The sequence below is a fragment of the Flavobacterium saliperosum genome, assembly GCF_900100625.1.
GTDB lineage: Bacteria > Bacteroidota > Bacteroidia > Flavobacteriales > Flavobacteriaceae > Flavobacterium > Flavobacterium saliperosum.
The window spans coordinates 150,971-169,552 of the sequence record NZ_FMTY01000003.1 but is presented as its reverse complement, the minus strand read 5'-3'; the positions used below and the strand labels follow the sequence as shown (position 1 = coordinate 169,552).

Annotated in this window: 7 protein-coding genes; 5 read left to right on the top strand and 2 right to left on the bottom strand. The window is 40.3% G+C overall.

All coding sequences use genetic code 11. From position 1 onward, the window contains the following. Position 1 precedes the first annotated feature (1 nt). Entirely contained in the window at positions 2-5,218 is a 5,217-nt protein-coding gene (locus BLQ05_RS07035; protein ID WP_023577242.1) for a PAS domain-containing protein, read from the bottom strand. Positions 5,219-5,295: 77 nt separating this feature from the next. Further along, positions 5,296-6,717, bottom strand: coding sequence for a PAS domain-containing protein (locus tag BLQ05_RS07030; protein ID WP_023577243.1), 1,422 nt, complete (start codon positions 6,715-6,717; stop codon positions 5,296-5,298). A 552-nt stretch (positions 6,718-7,269) separates the two neighbouring features. Here BLQ05_RS07030 and BLQ05_RS07025 point away from each other — a divergent pair. The 5 genes from BLQ05_RS07025 (at position 7,270) to BLQ05_RS07005 (ending at position 18,571) form a co-directional block, all read left to right on the top strand. After that, on the top strand, positions 7,270-12,483 hold the full coding sequence (locus BLQ05_RS07025) for an HYR-like domain-containing protein (protein ID WP_143000920.1): 5,214 nt from the start codon (positions 7,270-7,272) through the stop codon (positions 12,481-12,483). A gap of 10 nt (positions 12,484-12,493) precedes the next feature. Then, entirely contained in the window at positions 12,494-13,417 is a 924-nt protein-coding gene (locus BLQ05_RS07020) for a PorP/SprF family type IX secretion system membrane protein (RefSeq protein ID WP_035654881.1), read from the top strand. 10 nt (positions 13,418-13,427) lie between these two features. Next, the gene (locus tag BLQ05_RS07015; protein ID WP_035654882.1) at positions 13,428-15,368 is read left to right on the top strand and encodes an OmpA family protein; all 1,941 of its coding nucleotides are present in this window, start codon (positions 13,428-13,430) and stop codon (positions 15,366-15,368) included. 355 nt (positions 15,369-15,723) lie between these two features. Continuing rightward, positions 15,724-16,914: a sensor histidine kinase gene (locus BLQ05_RS07010; protein ID WP_023577248.1), complete on the top strand. Its 1,191-nt coding sequence runs from the start codon at positions 15,724-15,726 to the stop codon at positions 16,912-16,914. A gap of 133 nt (positions 16,915-17,047) precedes the next feature. Next, complete coding sequence (locus tag BLQ05_RS07005; protein WP_035654825.1) at positions 17,048-18,571, top strand: tetratricopeptide repeat protein; 1,524 nt, start codon at positions 17,048-17,050, stop codon at positions 18,569-18,571. Positions 18,572-18,582 lie beyond the last annotated feature (11 nt).

Sequence of the window (18,582 nt, the reverse complement as noted above, 5' to 3'; positions counted from 1 at the left end):
ATTATTTAGGAATCGTAAAATAAAAAGTACTGCCTGCTCCTTCTTCTGATTCTACCCAGATGCGTCCTCCCAAATTATCTAAAATTTTCTTCACAATAGCCAAACCGATACCTGTTCCACGGTATTCCTCATCAACATGAAGCCGTTGAAAGAGTATAAAAATTTTCTCGTGATACTCTTTACTGATTCCGATACCGTTATCCATTATGGCAATCTCCCATTCATCTTTAGTTTCTTTCGCGGTCACTTCAATGGTTACCGACACATTGGGTTTGGAATATTTCAACGCGTTGCCAATCAGGTTTTGGAATACCTGCAAAATTGGAGAACGGTAAGAGGTGATTCTTGGAAGATGCTCATAATGCACCAGGGCTACTTTTTCCTCGATTAGCCTATGCTGCAATTGGCAAACTTCGTCAACAATTTGATTCAAATCAATCACTTCTTTATTTTCTTCGTGTTTCCCAACTCTTGAAAACTCTAAAATGTCCAGAATAATCTGTCGCATTCGTAAAGAACCGTCAACTGCAAAATGGATGTACTGATGTGCTTTTTCATCCAGCTGATTATTGTATTTCCTTTTCAACTGATTTAAAAAACTGGTTACCATGCGAAGCGGTTCCTGTAAATCATGTGAGGCGATATAAGCAAACTGCTCTAATTCTTTATTGGAAATCATCAGTTCTTTCGTTTGTTTCTCCAACTGGGTATTCAATCTTTTTAAGGATTCTTCATATTCTTTCCGATACGTTATGTCCGTCATAGCGCCTATCATTCGTAGGGCTTTCCCCTTATTGTTCCGGATAATAACCCCTCTGTCTATCACATAAGCCGAACTTTTATCCTTTTTTATAATCTTGTATTCCGCTTCCCAACGACTGGTTTTAGGGTCATTTATGGCCTCATCGATGCTGCCTGCGATTCTGCTCATGTCATCAGTCAAAAAATGACGCTCCCAAAATTCATCGGAAGAGATGTCTTTTTCTATCTTGTAACCAAACAGCCTGTCGAAACCTTCACTGCGGTAATAGGTATTATTTTGGATGTCCCAGTCCCAAATGGCATCATTTGTAGCCTCGGTTACTTTTTCAAAACGTTCATTCGTTTGACGAATCTCCTCTTCTGCTGTTTTTCGGATACTTACGTCTTTGAAATAAACCGACAATCCTTCGTCTGAAGGATAAACACTTACTTCAAACCATTGATTACTGGTAGGATAGTGCTCCTCGAAATGCAAAACTTCTCCGGTTTGCATTGCGGTATGATACTCGGTATAAAATTTAAGTCCTACTGCGTCCGGAAAACTATCCCAGAGCGATTTGCCCAATACGTCTTTTCGTCTTCTGCTCAAAACATTTTCCGCCTCTTTATTCCAATAGGTAACTGTCCAGTTCTTGTCAACCGCAAAAAAAGCATCACCGATACTTTCAAGAATGTTATTGCGCTCTTCAAACGATTTTTGCAATTCGAGTTCGGTAATTTTCTGACTGTGAATATCCTGCAAACTTCCGAAAATTTTAAGGCATCGATCCCCAACGCGATCCGATTTGCCAATGCAGCGAACCCATCGCGGATTCCCTTTTGCCGTAGTTAATAACAACTGTAAATCAAACGGCTCTCCGGTCGCTATCAGTCTTGCGACAGCAGTTTCGATTTGAGCGCGGTAATCTCCCTTAAAAAAATCAAATCCGTGTATAAGAGTTGTTTCAAAAGAAGGGGCAACTTCCAGAATTTCACGCGTCATGAACGACCAATACATCTCATTCGTATCCCCATCGACCATATCCAACTCCCAGCTTCCTATTCGTGCCATTACTGAAATACGCTCGGCCAATTCTTCCAGGTCGTGCTTTTCGGTAATATCCATCACGATAGAATCCCAAACAATAGAGCCGTCTGTCATTTTTTGAGGGTTTCCATACCCTTCATGAAATCGAACACTACCGTCTGGTTTTACATATTTCCAGCGGGAATGCCAACGGGTAAGTTGTTCCCCGGACTCCGTTATGGACTGGCGAACGGACTCAAAATCGCCTCCTTGTATAATTCCTTCCCATATTTTTGCGACATCCTTCATACTTTCTTCAGCAGTACAACCCCAAACTTCTTCGGCTCCTCCGCTCACATAAAAAAGATTGTCGGTTCCGTCGGGATACAAATGATATTGAAACAGAATTCCGGGCACATTATCGGAAATGTTTTTAAAACGCAATTCGGTAACCTTGCGCTCATGAATGTCCTGAAAACTGCCGTAAAGACGAATACACTTGCCTTCGAAAAATTCAGCATTCCCTATTGCGCGAACCCAACGCTCCTTACCCTTTGCCGTAATTATCGGAACCTCAAAATCAAACGGCTCTCCGGTTGCAATGGTGTTGGCTACATAAGCCATTACTTTATCCCTTACATCCTCGCGATAAAAATTAATCGAAGTGGACAAATTTGGTTGAAAATCATCCGGCACCTCATGAATAACCCTGGTCATCGGAGACCAATACTGAACATCATTTACCACATCCATTTCCCAACCGCCTACACGCGACAATTTCGAGGCATTTTCGAGTAACCCTTGCAACTCTACAATTTCCGTCATGTCCCTACCGTAAGCAAAAATGAATTTTTCATCACCAAAAGTATCCGAGGAAGTCCAGGAAATCCATCGGTAATTGCCGGATTTGGTTCGATATCGGTTCAGGGAACCGTAAATTCTTTTTTGGGCAGCAATGGCATCCGAGTAATCTGAATTGGTTTTCTGCAAATCATTGGGATGCACAAAACTGTCGAAAGGCTGTTCCAATAATTCTTTTTCGGTATAGCCCAACAAATTACAAAATGCCGGGTTTACCTTAACAAAATACCGGTCGGGTGAAACTATTGCCATGATTTCCGGCGCACTGTGGAATAAGAGAAACATTTCCTCTTCTTGCTGTTTTCGTTTTATTTCATCACCCAGATTGTACTGTAAGGGTTCATATTGTTCTACCAAAGAGGAGGTGAAAAAGTTTTTCGAACCGGCACATACAAGTAAAACACCTGCCACTTTATCTTTATGAAAAAGCGGTAATCCCATGGCACTTTTCAATCCTGCTTTTTTAGCGGATGTGCGGCGGGCAAACAAATCGTTTTCATCGATATTGTCCCAAATCACAACCTGCCCTTTTTTCCAGACATGTCCTGGCAACCCTTCTCCGCTCTGGAACCTGATTACATCTTCACTTTCGTTAAAAAAAAGAGCAGCATCAGGCGTTTGTGCATATCGTGAGGCCGACATTACATTTAAGTGTTTTTCATCGATACTCGTAAGCCAGATTTCGGCGGTTTGCAATTCGCCTTGAATCGTGAGGAACTTTAAAACTTCTGATAACGTTTCACTCAAATTGTTCTCGGTTTTGAAAAACTGGGACACTTGATACTGCAACTGCTTCTGCTTTTCAATAAGTTTAACGGAAGAAACATCCCGCAACACACCGATCATTCGCAATGGCTTTCCGTATTTGTCGCGAATCAGATGCCCAATTTCTTCCACATAAGCATAAGTACCATCAGCTTTTCGGAATCGGAATTCTTTTGTCCATCGGTTTTGACCGGAGTCATTTAAAAAAGCGATCCATTTTTCCTTAAGTTTCTGATCGTCGGAAGGATGCATTAAATTGGCCCAATCGGCTATACGGAAAACACCCGTATCTTTCGAATATCCAAAAACAGTGTAAAAGCTTTCATTCCAATAAAAAATATCGGAAAGAATATCCCATTCGTAAATAGCATCTCTGGAAGCCTTATTGATAAGTTCATACCGCTCATTACTCTTTTGAATGTTTTTGAGGTATTCGAATTTCTCTATAAAAATCGATATTAATCGTCGGGAGCGCTCTATAACGTGCTCCTCGAGGGCATTGGGCATTCTGTTTGTTGAAGGATAATTGGCAAATGTTGCGATTACGGCTCCGTTGGCATTAAGTATCGGATAGGACCAACAGGCTTTAATACCGTATTTTTTCGCTATACTTTTAAATTTATCCCACCGCACATCGTTAAAAACGTCAGTCACAACAATTTGTTCTTTTAAATAAGCCGAAGTGCCGCAGGATCCTACATTATCCCCAATCATAGCACCCTCAATGTTTTGAATATATTCCGACGGTAAGGAAGGGGATGCCAGATTTTGAAGCGTATCGTCTTTTATACGCATTACGGAAGCTTTAATATCCGGGAAGAAGTCTTCCAATTTTTGAATATACGTTGTTAATATGCTTCTGAGGTCGGTATCAGTAGACATACTGTTCTCCATAATCTCCTTCTCCAACAAATCGAACTGATGATAAAAATACTCTGATGTAGTGTCTTTAAGGGCCCCCACAACCCGATAAGCAACACCGTTTTCACCTCTCATAATAACCGCTTGATCTTTTACGTAAGCGACTTCACCATTCGCTTTTATCAAACGGTACTCACAAAACCACTTTTCCTGATCGGTTTCTTCGAGCACATCACGAAAACAGGCAAGAACCCTCTCGGAATCCGACGGATGAATATGGTTAATAATAAGTTCATGATTCTCGCCGAGTGCTTTACTTTCAATTCCGAAATTTTCTTTGAAACCGTTGCTCAAAAAAAACTCATTGCGAACCAGATCATAATCCCAAATACTTTCGGAACCGGCTTTCATCAATATTTCAAACCGTTCGTTACTGCGGTTAAGTGCATCACGGGTATGAACTAAAGTGGTGATATCCACCGTGTTGATTACAATCCCCTGAATCGTTTCCTCGTTAAGAAGATTAGAGCCTGTACTTTGAAAAAAAGACCAGCTCCCGTTTTTATGCTGGAAGCGGTAGATGGATGATTTTACTCTTCTTTCGGTAAACAACCTAACGAATTCCTCTTTAATCTGTACCACATCGTCCGGGTGAATGAAATCGAAAGCGTTTTTCCCCAACAGATCTTCCTCCGAATAACCAACAATATCCGGGTAATTGGGACTGATATAGTGGTACACCCCTTCCTGATCCACAACGGCCGTCATATCGGCTCCTTCTTGCACCAAAGCCTTAAATCGCTTTTCACTGAATGCCAATCGTTGTTGTATGTCTACCTGTTCCGTAACATCCTTTAATGAGACCACATAACTGGAAGCCTTTTCCCCAGCAAAAAACATTTTCGCTGTTTCACATTCAAGGATGAGTTTTTCAATCTCCGTATTATCGTTCCTTTTTGGCATATTAAATTATGACTTGTTATTTTTTTACTAACGTTATTTACTGTCGCTGCAAATCCTTCACAACACTAAAATTTATGCTACTTATTCTTTTTGGGAATCGTGATTTCTGTCTTTCCTTCATTCGACATCGAAGCAATCACTTGATTGACTATAAGTTTTTTCAGTTCATCTTCCTCATAATGAAGTTTAGCCGCATACTCCTCCACCAACTTCTCAAAAGATGAATTCTCTTTAAACAAATTCAATTTACTGGTAAGCACCAACATACTGTCAGGCGCAAATTGAAGAATACTCTCAATGGTTTTTAACAGTCTTTTCTGTTCCTTTATCAGTTGGTTACGCTGGGACACGTCAACACCCACACCATAAATGCATTTTTGCCCTTTATAGGTAAACTTTGAAGCGATGAAAAGCATTGGCTTTCGCTCTCCTGATTTGGAAACAAACTCGGTTTCAATCTCTGTGTATCCTTTATGAATTACCGTTTGAAGATGTTCTATTAAAGTCTCCGTTTGTGAAGAATCAAAGAAATTCCAAGGAGTGAGATGCTCCATATCCGCATCCACATAACCACTCATCTCCAGTAATTTATCATTCCACAAAAGAAATTCCCCTTCCTCATTAAACAAAAAGATTACGTTGGGAAGGTACTGTATGAGCTGTTGGTTCAAATTACGTTCATCCTCGAGTCTTTTACGAATTTCTTTACTTGCAGACACATCGATAAGAAGCCCACGTAAAATAACAGGTTTACCGTTTTCGGAAATTACGGTTACCCGATCCTGTAACCAAACATAATCCCCCGCTTTGGTTAACATACGATATTCAAAAGTATGGTCCTTGCCCATAAGTGTCTGCTCATGGCAAAAATGAATCGCCGCCTCCCGATCCTCCGGATGGATGTGGTCTTTCCAAAAATAGGGTTTCGTAAGCCAATCCGAAGGGGAATAACCCAAAATGCGCTCTACTTGCTTACTGATATAGGTAAACTCAAATGTAGTCGCGTTGGCTTCCCAAATAATTCCCTCAACACTGGTAGCAACGACTTCCACCAGTGATTTAACGGATTGCAACTCCTGATGGGCTTTTACAAAATCGGTTATATCCTGAAAAACCCCTATCAATTTATGGGGTTGACCCGTTGCATCGAACAAAACTTTTCCGGAAGAACGAATGAATTTAATGGTTCCGGTTGACGTTACAAATCGCTTTTGGATACTGTATTCTTTGCCTCTACTGATAGCCTCATTCATTTCCCGAATAGCCATATCCCTGTCATCAGGATGAATAACCTCAATCCCTTTATCATAATCCACCGTAAACGACTGGGGTTCAAATTCTAAAATCATATAAACCCCATCAGACCAGTAAAGCTCTTGGGTTTGCAAATCAAGTTCCCAACTGCCGGTTTTGGCAATGGCTTCTGTTTGACGCAGCAAAAATGCCGTTCTACTGGTGTCCTTTTCGTGATTATTGGCTATTTTATTTTTTTTCTGCATGAAGAATTTTTCAGAAAATCATTTTTATTAAAACCACACCCATGATTTTTTTAGCTACCCGAAGGGTATCATTTCCATCATCAACAAACATCCTCTGATTAAATGACATTAACAGGAAAACCATTTCATAAAAAAGCATTCGACCCGTAAAAGCTATAGTGTAAATATATCAATTTTTTTTCAGAGTTAAAAACCCAACCGCTTTATTCCCTGCACTAAAGGGTATTATTTAACAAGAAATAACAACCGATTTACTCATTATGTAAATTTTAAAAATTGATAAAAAATTAAACAATTCACATCAAAAAAGACCAACAACATACAAATCAATGATAAAACACAATAAATTAAACATAAAAATAACAATTACATATTTTTTTAACATTAAAATTCACAAAGCATCGCATTTTATGGTTATTCCTTAAAACAATACACTTATTAAGTCTTTCGCACCAGTTATTAAGCTGTAACCTCCCCCTTGTAAAGGGTTCGCGACATTTGTTTAAAGTTTTGAAAAACAAATCATTAAAAACAAGAACAAATGCGCCGCCTATGAAATCAAAATTACACTTTATGCTATGGCAATCTCTTCTTCTGACTATGGTTTTACTGATGTGTCAGAATTTGGAAGCTCAATGTTCAGACTACTTTACCCGACCTTCAGACAGTTTTCAACTGCAAGGATGGTCACCAAGATGTCACAATGGAACGGATGGAGAAATTAAGATAACACATATTGCAAGTACGGTGGGTCAGGGTGATTTCACCAATCAAAACTATGCGATTCGGATATTGTCAGGACCGAACGCCTCCACAACCTATCCGATTACTGCTAATTCGGCTACTTTTACCTTATCAGGCCTGGCTTCAGGAACTTATGTCCTGGACATTATAGACCAATGTGGCGGTAACAGTGCAGACAAAACGATAACACTTGTAAACCCTCCGCTTAACACAACTTTAGCACCAACAACCTACATTCTTAAAGACAAAACCAACAATCCCGAGTACAGTGTATGTGGTAACATGCTCAAGTATCGAATGACCATTACCACAACTGGGACAGCCGGTGATGTTACTTGCATTTTTACAAATAACGAAGGGAACACACTTTCATTTACAAAGGCCGTCAACCGTACATCACAACCGGTGAGCAAAATAGAATTCCTGGATATAGTAATCCCAATAGCTTTCTTCAACGGTCAAAATATCACATACTCCGTGTCCAACCAGTGTGGCCCATTATCAGGCGGTACTTTGGTTTTGCCGGTAACAAACGATATAGTGTATGGTATACCAAGTATTATGGACACTTCAGATCCCCAAAACAGATGCCTCATTGGATATGACATAAAAGTTTTTAGAAATTTTATGACAAATCCAATAACCATAACTGTGGAAGAAGCGGGAAATCCCGGAGTTACACCATTAAATTTCATAGGCGAACCGATGGTTCCGCAGGTGATAAACCTATTGCACCTTAATTCGGTTCCTATGGGTATGGCTACCGTTATTCCATTGGGATTAAAATACAACACCCATTATAACATTACTTTTACCGATGCTTGTGGCTTAACGGTTACCAAAACAATGGGACAAACGGTTACCCCTTACAATCCTACCATTAGTTGTATAACAGATTCTTCAATCGCAGACACCACAGGATATTTCGATGATGTAGCACTTCTAAAGTTTAACGGTGTTGCCATTTCCAGCAATGCTGTTGGACCATTAACTCTTACTGTAAACTCGGGTCCTTCCAATTTCACGACTTCTTCAGGAAGCGGAAACACAGTAACATCAGGAACTCTTCAATACCCTTATTCCACAACAATTAGTTCTCCTTTTTTAGTCGATTTCATCTCAAAAAGCGGCACTCGATACTTTCCTCCTGGCACTTACAACATAACAATTACAGATGCTTGCGGAAAAAGCAGTACATTCAACCAAAACGTAAGTTGCAGCAGAAATTCCGACATAACACATTCCTTACAAACTTGCGAAATGGTGACCGAAGGAAGCATTGGGGTCAAACTATACATCCCAAAAGGGCTTGCAGGAACAAAGGCTACAATTTACAAAGCTGATGGGAGTATCGCTGTTACGGGTATTATAAACTCCGGTAGCCCTTTCTATTATGTTGCCTCTTCGTCATTGGGTACATTAACACTTAATTTACCGAACAATACGGAGTACTTTTTCAGATACGGGGGAGTGACCGAAACTGGAAATCTGATGGAGCCAACACAACTTGGAGGTAATGGTGCGCTCCAAAGGATACAGGGAGGTTATTTATACGAATACTATTTTAAAACGGAATTAACACCATTCCGATTTCAGGCGATTGAAGCCTGCGGCACTTCGGTTAGCATGACGGCATCCGGAGGAACTGCTCCATACACATTCGCTGTACTGGATCAATCGGGTAATACCCAATTGTTTCCAAACCAGAGTTCCGCATCATTTTCCGGCTTGATTACCGGTAGAATTTACACCGCAAAAGCCATCGATGCTTGCGGTAGAGAATTTACGCAACAATTTGAAGTTTTTCCGCTTCCGATTGCAACTTTAGATGAGATTATTCATCCGGGCTGCCAATCCACTTGGGGAAGCGTTACAATAAACAACCTTCCTTCCGATTGGACCATCACGATGAATCCCGGAAATGTGGTCTTTCATAATACTACGGCATCGTTTACTATTAACAATTTAACACCGGGCAATTACACTTTTTCTGTACGGGATAATATCACTACGTGCACAGAAAACCAATCCTTAAATGTGACAATCAATTCGGTGCCGATTTGTCCTGTGGCATCAAACGATTTCGGTATTTATACCTCAGGAACTACTTTTACTGTAAACGTCATACTAAATGATACCACTGGCGCAGTAGTAAATCCAGCTACCGTGAGTTTGGTGGCTCAAAACAACAGCGCAAACATCCAAAACAGTAATGGTTTCATTATAGGCATGGATATTCCTAATGAGGGGTCTTGGACAGTAGATCCTGTAACAGGACAACTTTCGTTTCATCCGCTTCCTTCATTTACCGGAACGCCTTCCGTCATAGAATACAACGTACAGGATTTCTATGGCAATACAAGTAATAATGCATCCGTAACCGTAGATTTCATGCCTATAGCCGTAGATGATGTGTCCTATTACACACAGGGAACTCCCATAACAATAAACATTGTAATAAATGACAATTTGGGAGACCGTGTTAATCCGGCTACAATCAGCCTGTTACTTTCTGAAAATCCAAGCCAAAGTACTCCGGACACTGCTGCTCAATTGACCCATCTTTCAATTATCAATGAAGGGACATGGTCCATTGATAACACTTTGGGTACCGCAACATTTACCCCGCTACCGGGATTTACCGGAGTACCTACAACGCAACAATACCGTGTGAGAGACTTTGATGGGAATCTTTCCAATATCGCTTTTATCCGCCTAATGCGAAACTGCTCATTCCAGGTTACCTGTCCTACTTTCCCAAACACTGTAGTGGCTTGTTATGATGACATCCCCACTGCTACAGAACTTACCGAAACGGAATTTGAAATGCTGGGCAACGCAAACGGAAGTATCGGAAATTCGCCTTGTGGCATCATTAAAATTACGGCTTCAAACTCGCCTTTTACAAGCTGTAATAGTGATGTTAAAAGAACCTATTGGATTACCGAATTTCAGGACACAAATGCAAATGGCATGAGAGATATAGGGGAAAATACAATTCTTAATTCTGCCATTTGCAGTCAAATCATTACTGTAAACGACGTAATCCCCCCTGCATTTAATGAAATGCTTCCTGCCAACATCACCGTACAATGCAACACGGTACCGGCAGCAGCCATCCTAACAGCAACAGATAACTGTGGAACGGCAACGGTTACCCTCAACGAAACTCGTGTTGACGATGGCTGTCCCAACAATTATGTCATTACACGAACCTGGACAGCTTCCGATAGCTGTGGAAACACTGTTACTCACACGCAAACCATTAATGTGCAAGACACTACGGCGCCGGTATTCAACGAAACGCTTCCTTTAGACAGCACTGTGACCTGTAATGCGATTCGACCGGCAATAACGCTTACCGCAACAGACAACTGCGGAACGGCAACAGTTACCTTCAACGAAACTCGTGTTGACGGTGGCTGTCCCAACAACTACGTTATTACACGAACCTGGACCGCTTCCGATAGTTGCGGAAATACTGTTACCCACACGCAAACCATTAATGTGCAAGACACTACGGCGCCAGTATTCAACGAAACGCTTCCTTTAGACAGCACCGTGAACTGTAATGCGATTCGACCGGCAATCACACTTACCGCAACAGACAACTGCGGAACGGCAACAGTTACCTTCAACGAAACTCGTGTTGACGGTGGCTGTCCCAACAACTACGTTATTACCCGAACATGGGTAGCTTCCGATAGTTGCGGAAACACAGTTACCCACACGCAAACCATCAATGTGGAAGATACTACAGCACCTGTTTTCAACGGAATACTTCCTTCAGATAGTACTGTAGAATGTAGCGATCTTTCAACAGCAGCTGTCCTAACGGCTACAGATAACTGTGGAACGGCAACAGTTACCTTCAACGAAACTCGTGTTGACGGAGACTGTCCCAACAATTATGTCATTACACGAACCTGGACAGCTTCTGATAGTTGCGGAAACGCTGTCATCCATACACAAACCATTAATGTACAAGATACTACAGCACCAGTATTCAATGAAACGCTTCCTTTAGACAGTACCGTGAACTGTAATGCGATTCGACCGGCAATAATGCTGACAGCCACAGACAACTGTGGTACGGCAACGGTTACCTTCAACGAAACCCGTGTTGATGGAGGTTGTCCAAACAACTATAGCATTACAAGAACCTGGACATCTTCCGACAGTTGCGGAAACACTGTTGCCCACACACAAACCATCACTGTGGAAGATACTACGGCACCCGTATTCAACGAAGTGCTTCCTGCGGATATTACCGTGGAATGCAATTCGATTATTCCGGCTCCAACTACACTGACAGCGACAGACAATTGTGGTGCTGCCTCGGTACAGTTTGACGAAGAAACAATAAACGGAAGTTGCCCCGGAAATGCTGAAATCATAAGAACATGGAGAACTATGGATGCCTGTGGAAATGAAAATGTTCATATCCAAACCATTACGGTTATCGACACAACACCTCCGGTATTTGAAGGCATACTCCCTCAAAACCTCTCCGTGGAATGCGGCAGTATCCCTGTAGCCCAAACCCTTACCGCTACAGACAGCTGTGGGGAGGTAACCATCACTTTTGAAGAAAACGAAGTGGAAGGAGACTGTAAGAGCAAATACGAACTTATAAGAACATGGACCGCTACGGATTCCTGCGGAAATACGACAACACATACTCAAACCTTAAACCTGAATTGCCATGTTAAGGTATTCAACGCCGTGTCACCTGATGGGGACGGTAGCAATGATATTTTCTATCTCGAAGGAATTGAATGCTTCCCCAACAATTCTGTTGAAATATTCAACCGATGGGGTGCAAAAGTATTCGAAACTCAGGGATATGATAACACTTCAAATGTTTTCAGAGGCAGATCCGAAGGACGTAACACCATCTCAAAAAACGAAGAGTTACCAACAGGCACTTACTTTTATGTTTTACATTATGACTTTAGTTCAGACGGAAATCAAACTGAAAAAATTGAAAAAACAGGGTATTTATACGTTGTAAACAAATAGAACAATGAAAATGATTTTAAAAAAAATATTCGGCATCGCAACCCTTGGTTTATTCATAGGGTATTCGCTTCCTTGCTTTTCGCAACAAGACGCACAATACACGAATTACATGTACAATACGTCAACGATTAATCCTGCATATGCCGGAACTCGGGAAGCCTTAAGTTTGTTTGGATTACACAGAGCCCAATGGGTTGGACTCGACGGAGCCCCTGTAACAAGCGCCTTTACAGCACACACTCCCATAGGTCTTAGCACAGGGTTGGGAATTTCCTTTGTTAACGATCAAATCGGTCCGTCTGTAGAAAATAATATTGCGGTAGATTTTGCTTACAGGATTCCAATGGGCTTAAACACCTTGTCCTTCGGAATTAAAGGCAGTGCTAATTTGTTGAATGTCGATTATCGCAAACTGGACATTCATGATATCTCCGATCCGAAATTCCAAAACAATGTCGACAACCAATTTTCACCAAATATCGGAGCCGGACTGTATTGGTACTCAGACAATCATTACGTGGGGTTATCGGTTCCGTCGTTTCTGGAAACCAAACATTATGACGACAATGCTGCTTCTTTAGCAAAAGAACGGATGCACTATTATCTTATGGGAGGCTATGTTTTTAATCTGAATGACAACCTGAAATTCAAACCTGCACTCTTAACCAAATTAGTTCAAGGTGCCCCGTTACAGTTAGATGCCACAGCAAACTTCATGATGTATGACAAATTCACAATTGGAGGAGCCTACCGATGGGATGCCGCAGTTAGCATACTGACGGGATTTCAGCTGACCGAAAAATTCTTTATAGGATATAGCTACGATGCGGAATCAACCCGCTTGTCAAATTACAATTCCGGTTCGCACGAAATTTTCCTGAGGTTTGAATTGCTTCCAAAGCAGGAAAAAATTTATGCCCCACGATTCTTCTAATCCTTTACACATGAAAAAAAACTATCTCTTTATTCTTTTACTGACATCAGCAGTAGCAATCTCACAACAAACACTATTAAAAAAAACCGATGGTGCTTTTGAGAACCTTGCTTACATGGATGTAGTGAAAATATACGAAAAAGCGGTTCTGAAAGGATATGGCTCCAATGAAATTTATCAAAAATTGGGAGATGCCTACTATTTTAATGCGGTGTATCCGATGGCTAATAAATGGTATGCAAAAGCTTTGGAAGCAACAACTCCTATTGATCCTGAATACTATTTCAGATATGCACAATCCCTGAAATCCGTTGGCGAACAACAAAAAGCAAATGAATATCTTTCGAAGTTTTCGGAAATAAAAAACAACGACTCCAGAGCCATCCGATTCCGAGAACAGGCTTCCACAGATGCGTCCGTTAAAAACCATAACGAATATGTAATGACAGATGCGGGTATTAACACCGAATACAGCGAATATGGCACCACGTTCTTTAACGGAGAGTTGATTTTTACAAGTAGTCGGAAAAATCAAAATCAGACAACTCAAATACACCAATGGACAAAACAGCCATTCTCCGACTTATACAGCGCAACTATGGTTTCAGAAAATCAATTAGGGGAAAATATCCGGAATTTTGATGCGTTGATAAACTCAAAACACAATGAGTCAACAGCGGTTTTCACGAAAGACGGCACAACAATCTATTTTACGCGTAACAATTCGGACGACAAAAGAAAAGGCGGAAACAAAACGAATGGCATTTTGCTGAAAATTTACAAAGCCACCCTTAACAAGGGCCGTTGGGACAACATAACCGAGTTGCCCTTTAACAGTTCCGAATTCAATTGCGCGCATCCGGCTTTAAGCAACGATGAAAAAACACTGTACTTTGTATCAGACAGACCGGGTACCTTAGGCCAATCGGATATTTTTATGGTAGCCATAAAAGAAGACGGAAGCTATGGCACACCCGTTAATTTAGGAAAATCAGTAAATACCGAAGGACGTGAATCCTTTCCATACATCACTCAAAAAGGCCAACTCTTTTTCGCTTCAGACGGACATCCGGGCATAGGGGGACTGGACCTGTTCAAAGCCACACAAAACTCTTTGGACGGCTTCTTCGCCAATGTTGAAAATTTAGGCACACCTTTTAACAGCAATGACGATGACTTTGCCTATACGGAAGCGCCGGGCGGAAACTACGGTTTCATTTCGTCAAACCGACCGGGTGGCAAAGGACACGACGACATTTACAAATTCACAAAAAAAGACAATAGCACTAACGATACCTTGGTGCAGCTCTCCGGGCAGATAACCGACAGAGAAACAGGCGTTGGTATTTCTCAGGCTATCGTATCCGTATTCAACGATGAATACATAAAAATAAAATCCATCATAACGGATACTCTTGGAAACTATAAATGGCAGGCCACATCCCAACATAAAGACATTTTCATACGCGCAGAAGCTCAAAAATACCAAACGCAGGAACAGCACATAAACATCGACAAGGTTTCGGCATCTTTTGTTCACAATTCTTCTTTAACCAAACAACAGCACAGTATTAAAACCGGAAAAGATCTCGCAAAAGCATTCGAAATCGAAGACATCCATTTCGATTTGGACAAATGGGAAATAACCCGCAAGGCCGAAGAAAAATTAGCGCTATTGTTCGTTATCCTTCAGGAGTTTCCTTCCTTAAGTCTTGAAATCCGATCCCACACAGACAGTCGCGCTTCAAAAAATTACAATCTGACTTTATCCGAAAAAAGAGCCAAAGCAACAATGGAATGGCTGATAAACAAAGGAATCCCCGAAAAAAGACTCCGTTACAAAGGACTAGGCGAAACACAACCCCTAAACCAATGTAAAGACGGAACAGTATGCAGTGAAGAAGAACACCGGGTTAACCGTAGAAGTGAATTCATCATACTGTCTAACTAGAAAATATCAGTCTCATACTTATGAAAACCTTTTAAGCACCGGATATACAGTAAATGCAGCGACTAAACGTGTTCGATTTTCAATACGGTGGCCATACAGGGAAACGTTTCAAAAAGCAGGGATAAATCAGGCTCTTTAACAAGGTGAAACAAAAAGAAACACGTGCGATAACTCAAAACGAATTTGAACAAATCAAACAAAAAAACAATAATCAAAACCATCATTTTTTCAAACAATAAGATTATTAGCATACTTTTTTGCTTTTGAGAAGGCCTATTTTTTTACTATCTTGCAGAAAAACGGATAGCTTAAAAATGTTTCTGCATAAAAACTATCCCTTACATTTAGACAAACCATGTGGAAAGAAAATGAAATTTTACGTTTAAAACTTCTGGAGGAATATAAAATTTTCGACACTTTACCGGAACAAATGTATGACGACATAACTGCTATGGCCGCATCCATTTGCAACGCCCCAATAGCATTGATAACACTGGTCGATAAGCACCGTCAATTTTTCAAATCGCATTACGGAATCGACGTCGATCAGACACCGATTGAGCAATCCATCTGTAAACATACCATTAACTCGGGTGAAGCATTTTTTGAAATCAAAGACCTTCGTGCCGATGCTCGTTTTAAAGATCATCCAATGGTAATGGAAGGTCGGAAAATAGTATTCTATTTTGGTGTTCCGCTGATATCCGAAGACGGCATTCCATTTGGCTCCTTAAGTATTATCAATACCGAAATTCAGGAGTTAACCGACATGCAAAGAGCAGCTATGAAAAGCTTAGCCAAGCAAGTCGTTTATTTGCTTGAATTACGGAAAAAGAATTTTTTACTGGAAGCCTACCGAAGAAAACTGGAAGGCCATTCCAAAGTTATGGAAGAATTCGCCTTTATAGCGGCGCATGATTTACGTTCTCCGTTAAGAGGCGTTAACTCCTTTTTAAAACTCCTGGAAAGTAAAAATGATACATTATGGGATGAAAAAGACAGGCAATATTTTGATTTCATTTTCGAGAACGTGCAACGCATGGATAAACTCGTTCTCGATTTACTCGATTATGCCAAAAGTTATATGACGCATGCCCACAACGAAACGGTTAACACGGAAGAACTGGTAAGTGATATTTTTTATGGGTTAACCAAAGGATACACCTCCAATCGACCCGAATTACTGCTTTCGGAATTGCCAACAGTCACATCATCAGCAATAGCATTAACCATAATTTTCCAAAATCTGATTGCCAATGCTTTAAAATACCAATCAGGAGAGAAAACTCCAAAAATAGAACTCAGCTGTAAAGGGAATGATACTGAGTGGATATTTGAAATAAAAGACAACGGAATTGGAATTGAACAAGAAAACCTTGCTATCATTTTTGAACCTTTTAAACGCCTTCACAATCAATCCGAATTCAGCGGCAGTGGTTTAGGTCTGGCGGCTTGTAAAAAAATAATTGAAACACTGAAAGGAACCATCCGGGTTACATCAGAAAAAAACAAAGGCAGTGTCTTTACCTTCACGATACCAAAATAGCTTTGTTACTGATATTCAATCATCTATTGTGTTAATAAAATAAAATTAATGTTAATTTTTAATAACCAAGGTTAATAATTAGCAATAATTTGGTATTTTGCCGTTAGTAACATTCCACCTAAAATGAAAAACTATGAATCTATGCAAATTAAAGATAACGGCAACGTTAATGCTGACATTGTTTCAGATGATGGTTTTTTCACAGACCAATCCCCAAACAAAATACATCGATTCTTTAAATAACTTGTTTAAAAAATCCCCTAAAGACAGCAGCCGCGTAATCTTACTGGAAAAAATCAGCCTTGCGTATGCAAACCACGACCCTGCCAAAGGACTTGAATACGCCGACAAAGCATACAAATTAGCGACCGATTTGAATTTAAAAAATCGGCAGGCGGCCGCTATGGCCATGATGGCGGTAAACCATTTAGCCGCGTCGAATGCCGAAAAAGGAATCGAATACAATAAAAAAGCAATCGAAATATACAAAACGTTAAATAACAAAAAATCACTGGCGGCCGTATATTCCAATCTTTCGCAAATTTATCTGCGACAAGGAAACTATGATGCGGCATTAGAGTACAGCTTCAGTGCCCTAACGGTATACGACCAAAGTAAAGAATACCGAAACAAAGGTATCGTACTGGAAAATATAGCAAACATTCACTATGAACTCAAGAATTTAAAAAAAGCCAAAACGTATTATATGCAGGTCTTGGAAATTTTTAAATCATACGGTTTAAAAACCGATTTGGCACGCTGCATGGGTAATATGTCTCGCGTGGAAATGGATATAGAAAATTATCCGAAAGCTTTGGAATACCTCAAAAAAGCTCTTGAAATCAATCAGGAATTGGGCAATAAGAATTCCGAACTCATCAACCTTACCAATATCGGAAACGTATATTCGAAACAAAAACAAAACAAAAAGGCCCTGACTTACATGAAGAGATCGCTCGAAATGAGTGAAAAACTCAACATGAAAAATTCTATTGCGGTAAACAGGGGAAATATTGGCAGTATTTATTTGGAATTATACAAAGAATCCGATCAATCAGATCTGACTTTATTACAAAACGCGATAAAAAACACCGAAGAAGCCATACGTATTTGTGACAGTATTGGCTTTATTGCGCCAAAAATGGAATTTTCGCAAATCCTTACCGAAGCCTATTCCCTTCAGAGAGATTACAAAAAAGCTTTTGAAGCCTTACAGGAAAAAACCGATCTTTCCGATTCCTTAAAAACGGTGGAAGCCAACCAGAAACTCTCCATACTGGAAACGGAACGGGCAAAATCCCTTAAGGAAAAAGATCTGGTCATTAAAAACAAAGAGCTCGAAATCATACGCCTGAAGTCGGAGAAGAAAACGTTGTTCTATTCGTTGATTATTTCCATTTTAGTGATTACTTTTGCATTTGTTATTCGGAGTTTTCTCCAAAAACAGAAAAAACACAACCAAATTTTGTCTGAAATAAAGCAAATACAATCGCACGATATTCGTGGACCAATTGCAAGTATATTGGGACTAACAGCGCTTTTAAAAGAAAGACCTGCGGAAGATCTTTCAAAAAATAAACTTTTGGAGGGAATTGAGGAACTGGCATTAAAATTAGACGAAATTGTAATTAAAATAACCAAGAACTCAAGCCTTTAAAATCCGAAACG

What these genes read in the sequence shown, in the direction of transcription:
- BLQ05_RS07030 (WP_023577243.1), bottom strand. Translation starts at nt 6,717, where the DNA reads ATGCAGAAAAAAAATAAAATAGCCAATAATCACGAAAAGGACACCAGT.
- BLQ05_RS07010 (WP_023577248.1), top strand. Translation starts at nt 15,724, where the DNA reads ATGTGGAAAGAAAATGAAATTTTACGTTTAAAACTTCTGGAGGAATAT.
- BLQ05_RS07025 (WP_143000920.1), top strand. Translation starts at nt 7,270, where the DNA reads ATGAAATCAAAATTACACTTTATGCTATGGCAATCTCTTCTTCTGACT.
- BLQ05_RS07020 (WP_035654881.1), top strand. Translation starts at nt 12,494, where the DNA reads ATGATTTTAAAAAAAATATTCGGCATCGCAACCCTTGGTTTATTCATA.
- BLQ05_RS07035 (WP_023577242.1), bottom strand. Translation starts at nt 5,218, where the DNA reads ATGCCAAAAAGGAACGATAATACGGAGATTGAAAAACTCATCCTTGAA.
- BLQ05_RS07005 (WP_035654825.1), top strand. Translation starts at nt 17,048, where the DNA reads ATGAATCTATGCAAATTAAAGATAACGGCAACGTTAATGCTGACATTG.
- BLQ05_RS07015 (WP_035654882.1), top strand. Translation starts at nt 13,428, where the DNA reads ATGAAAAAAAACTATCTCTTTATTCTTTTACTGACATCAGCAGTAGCA.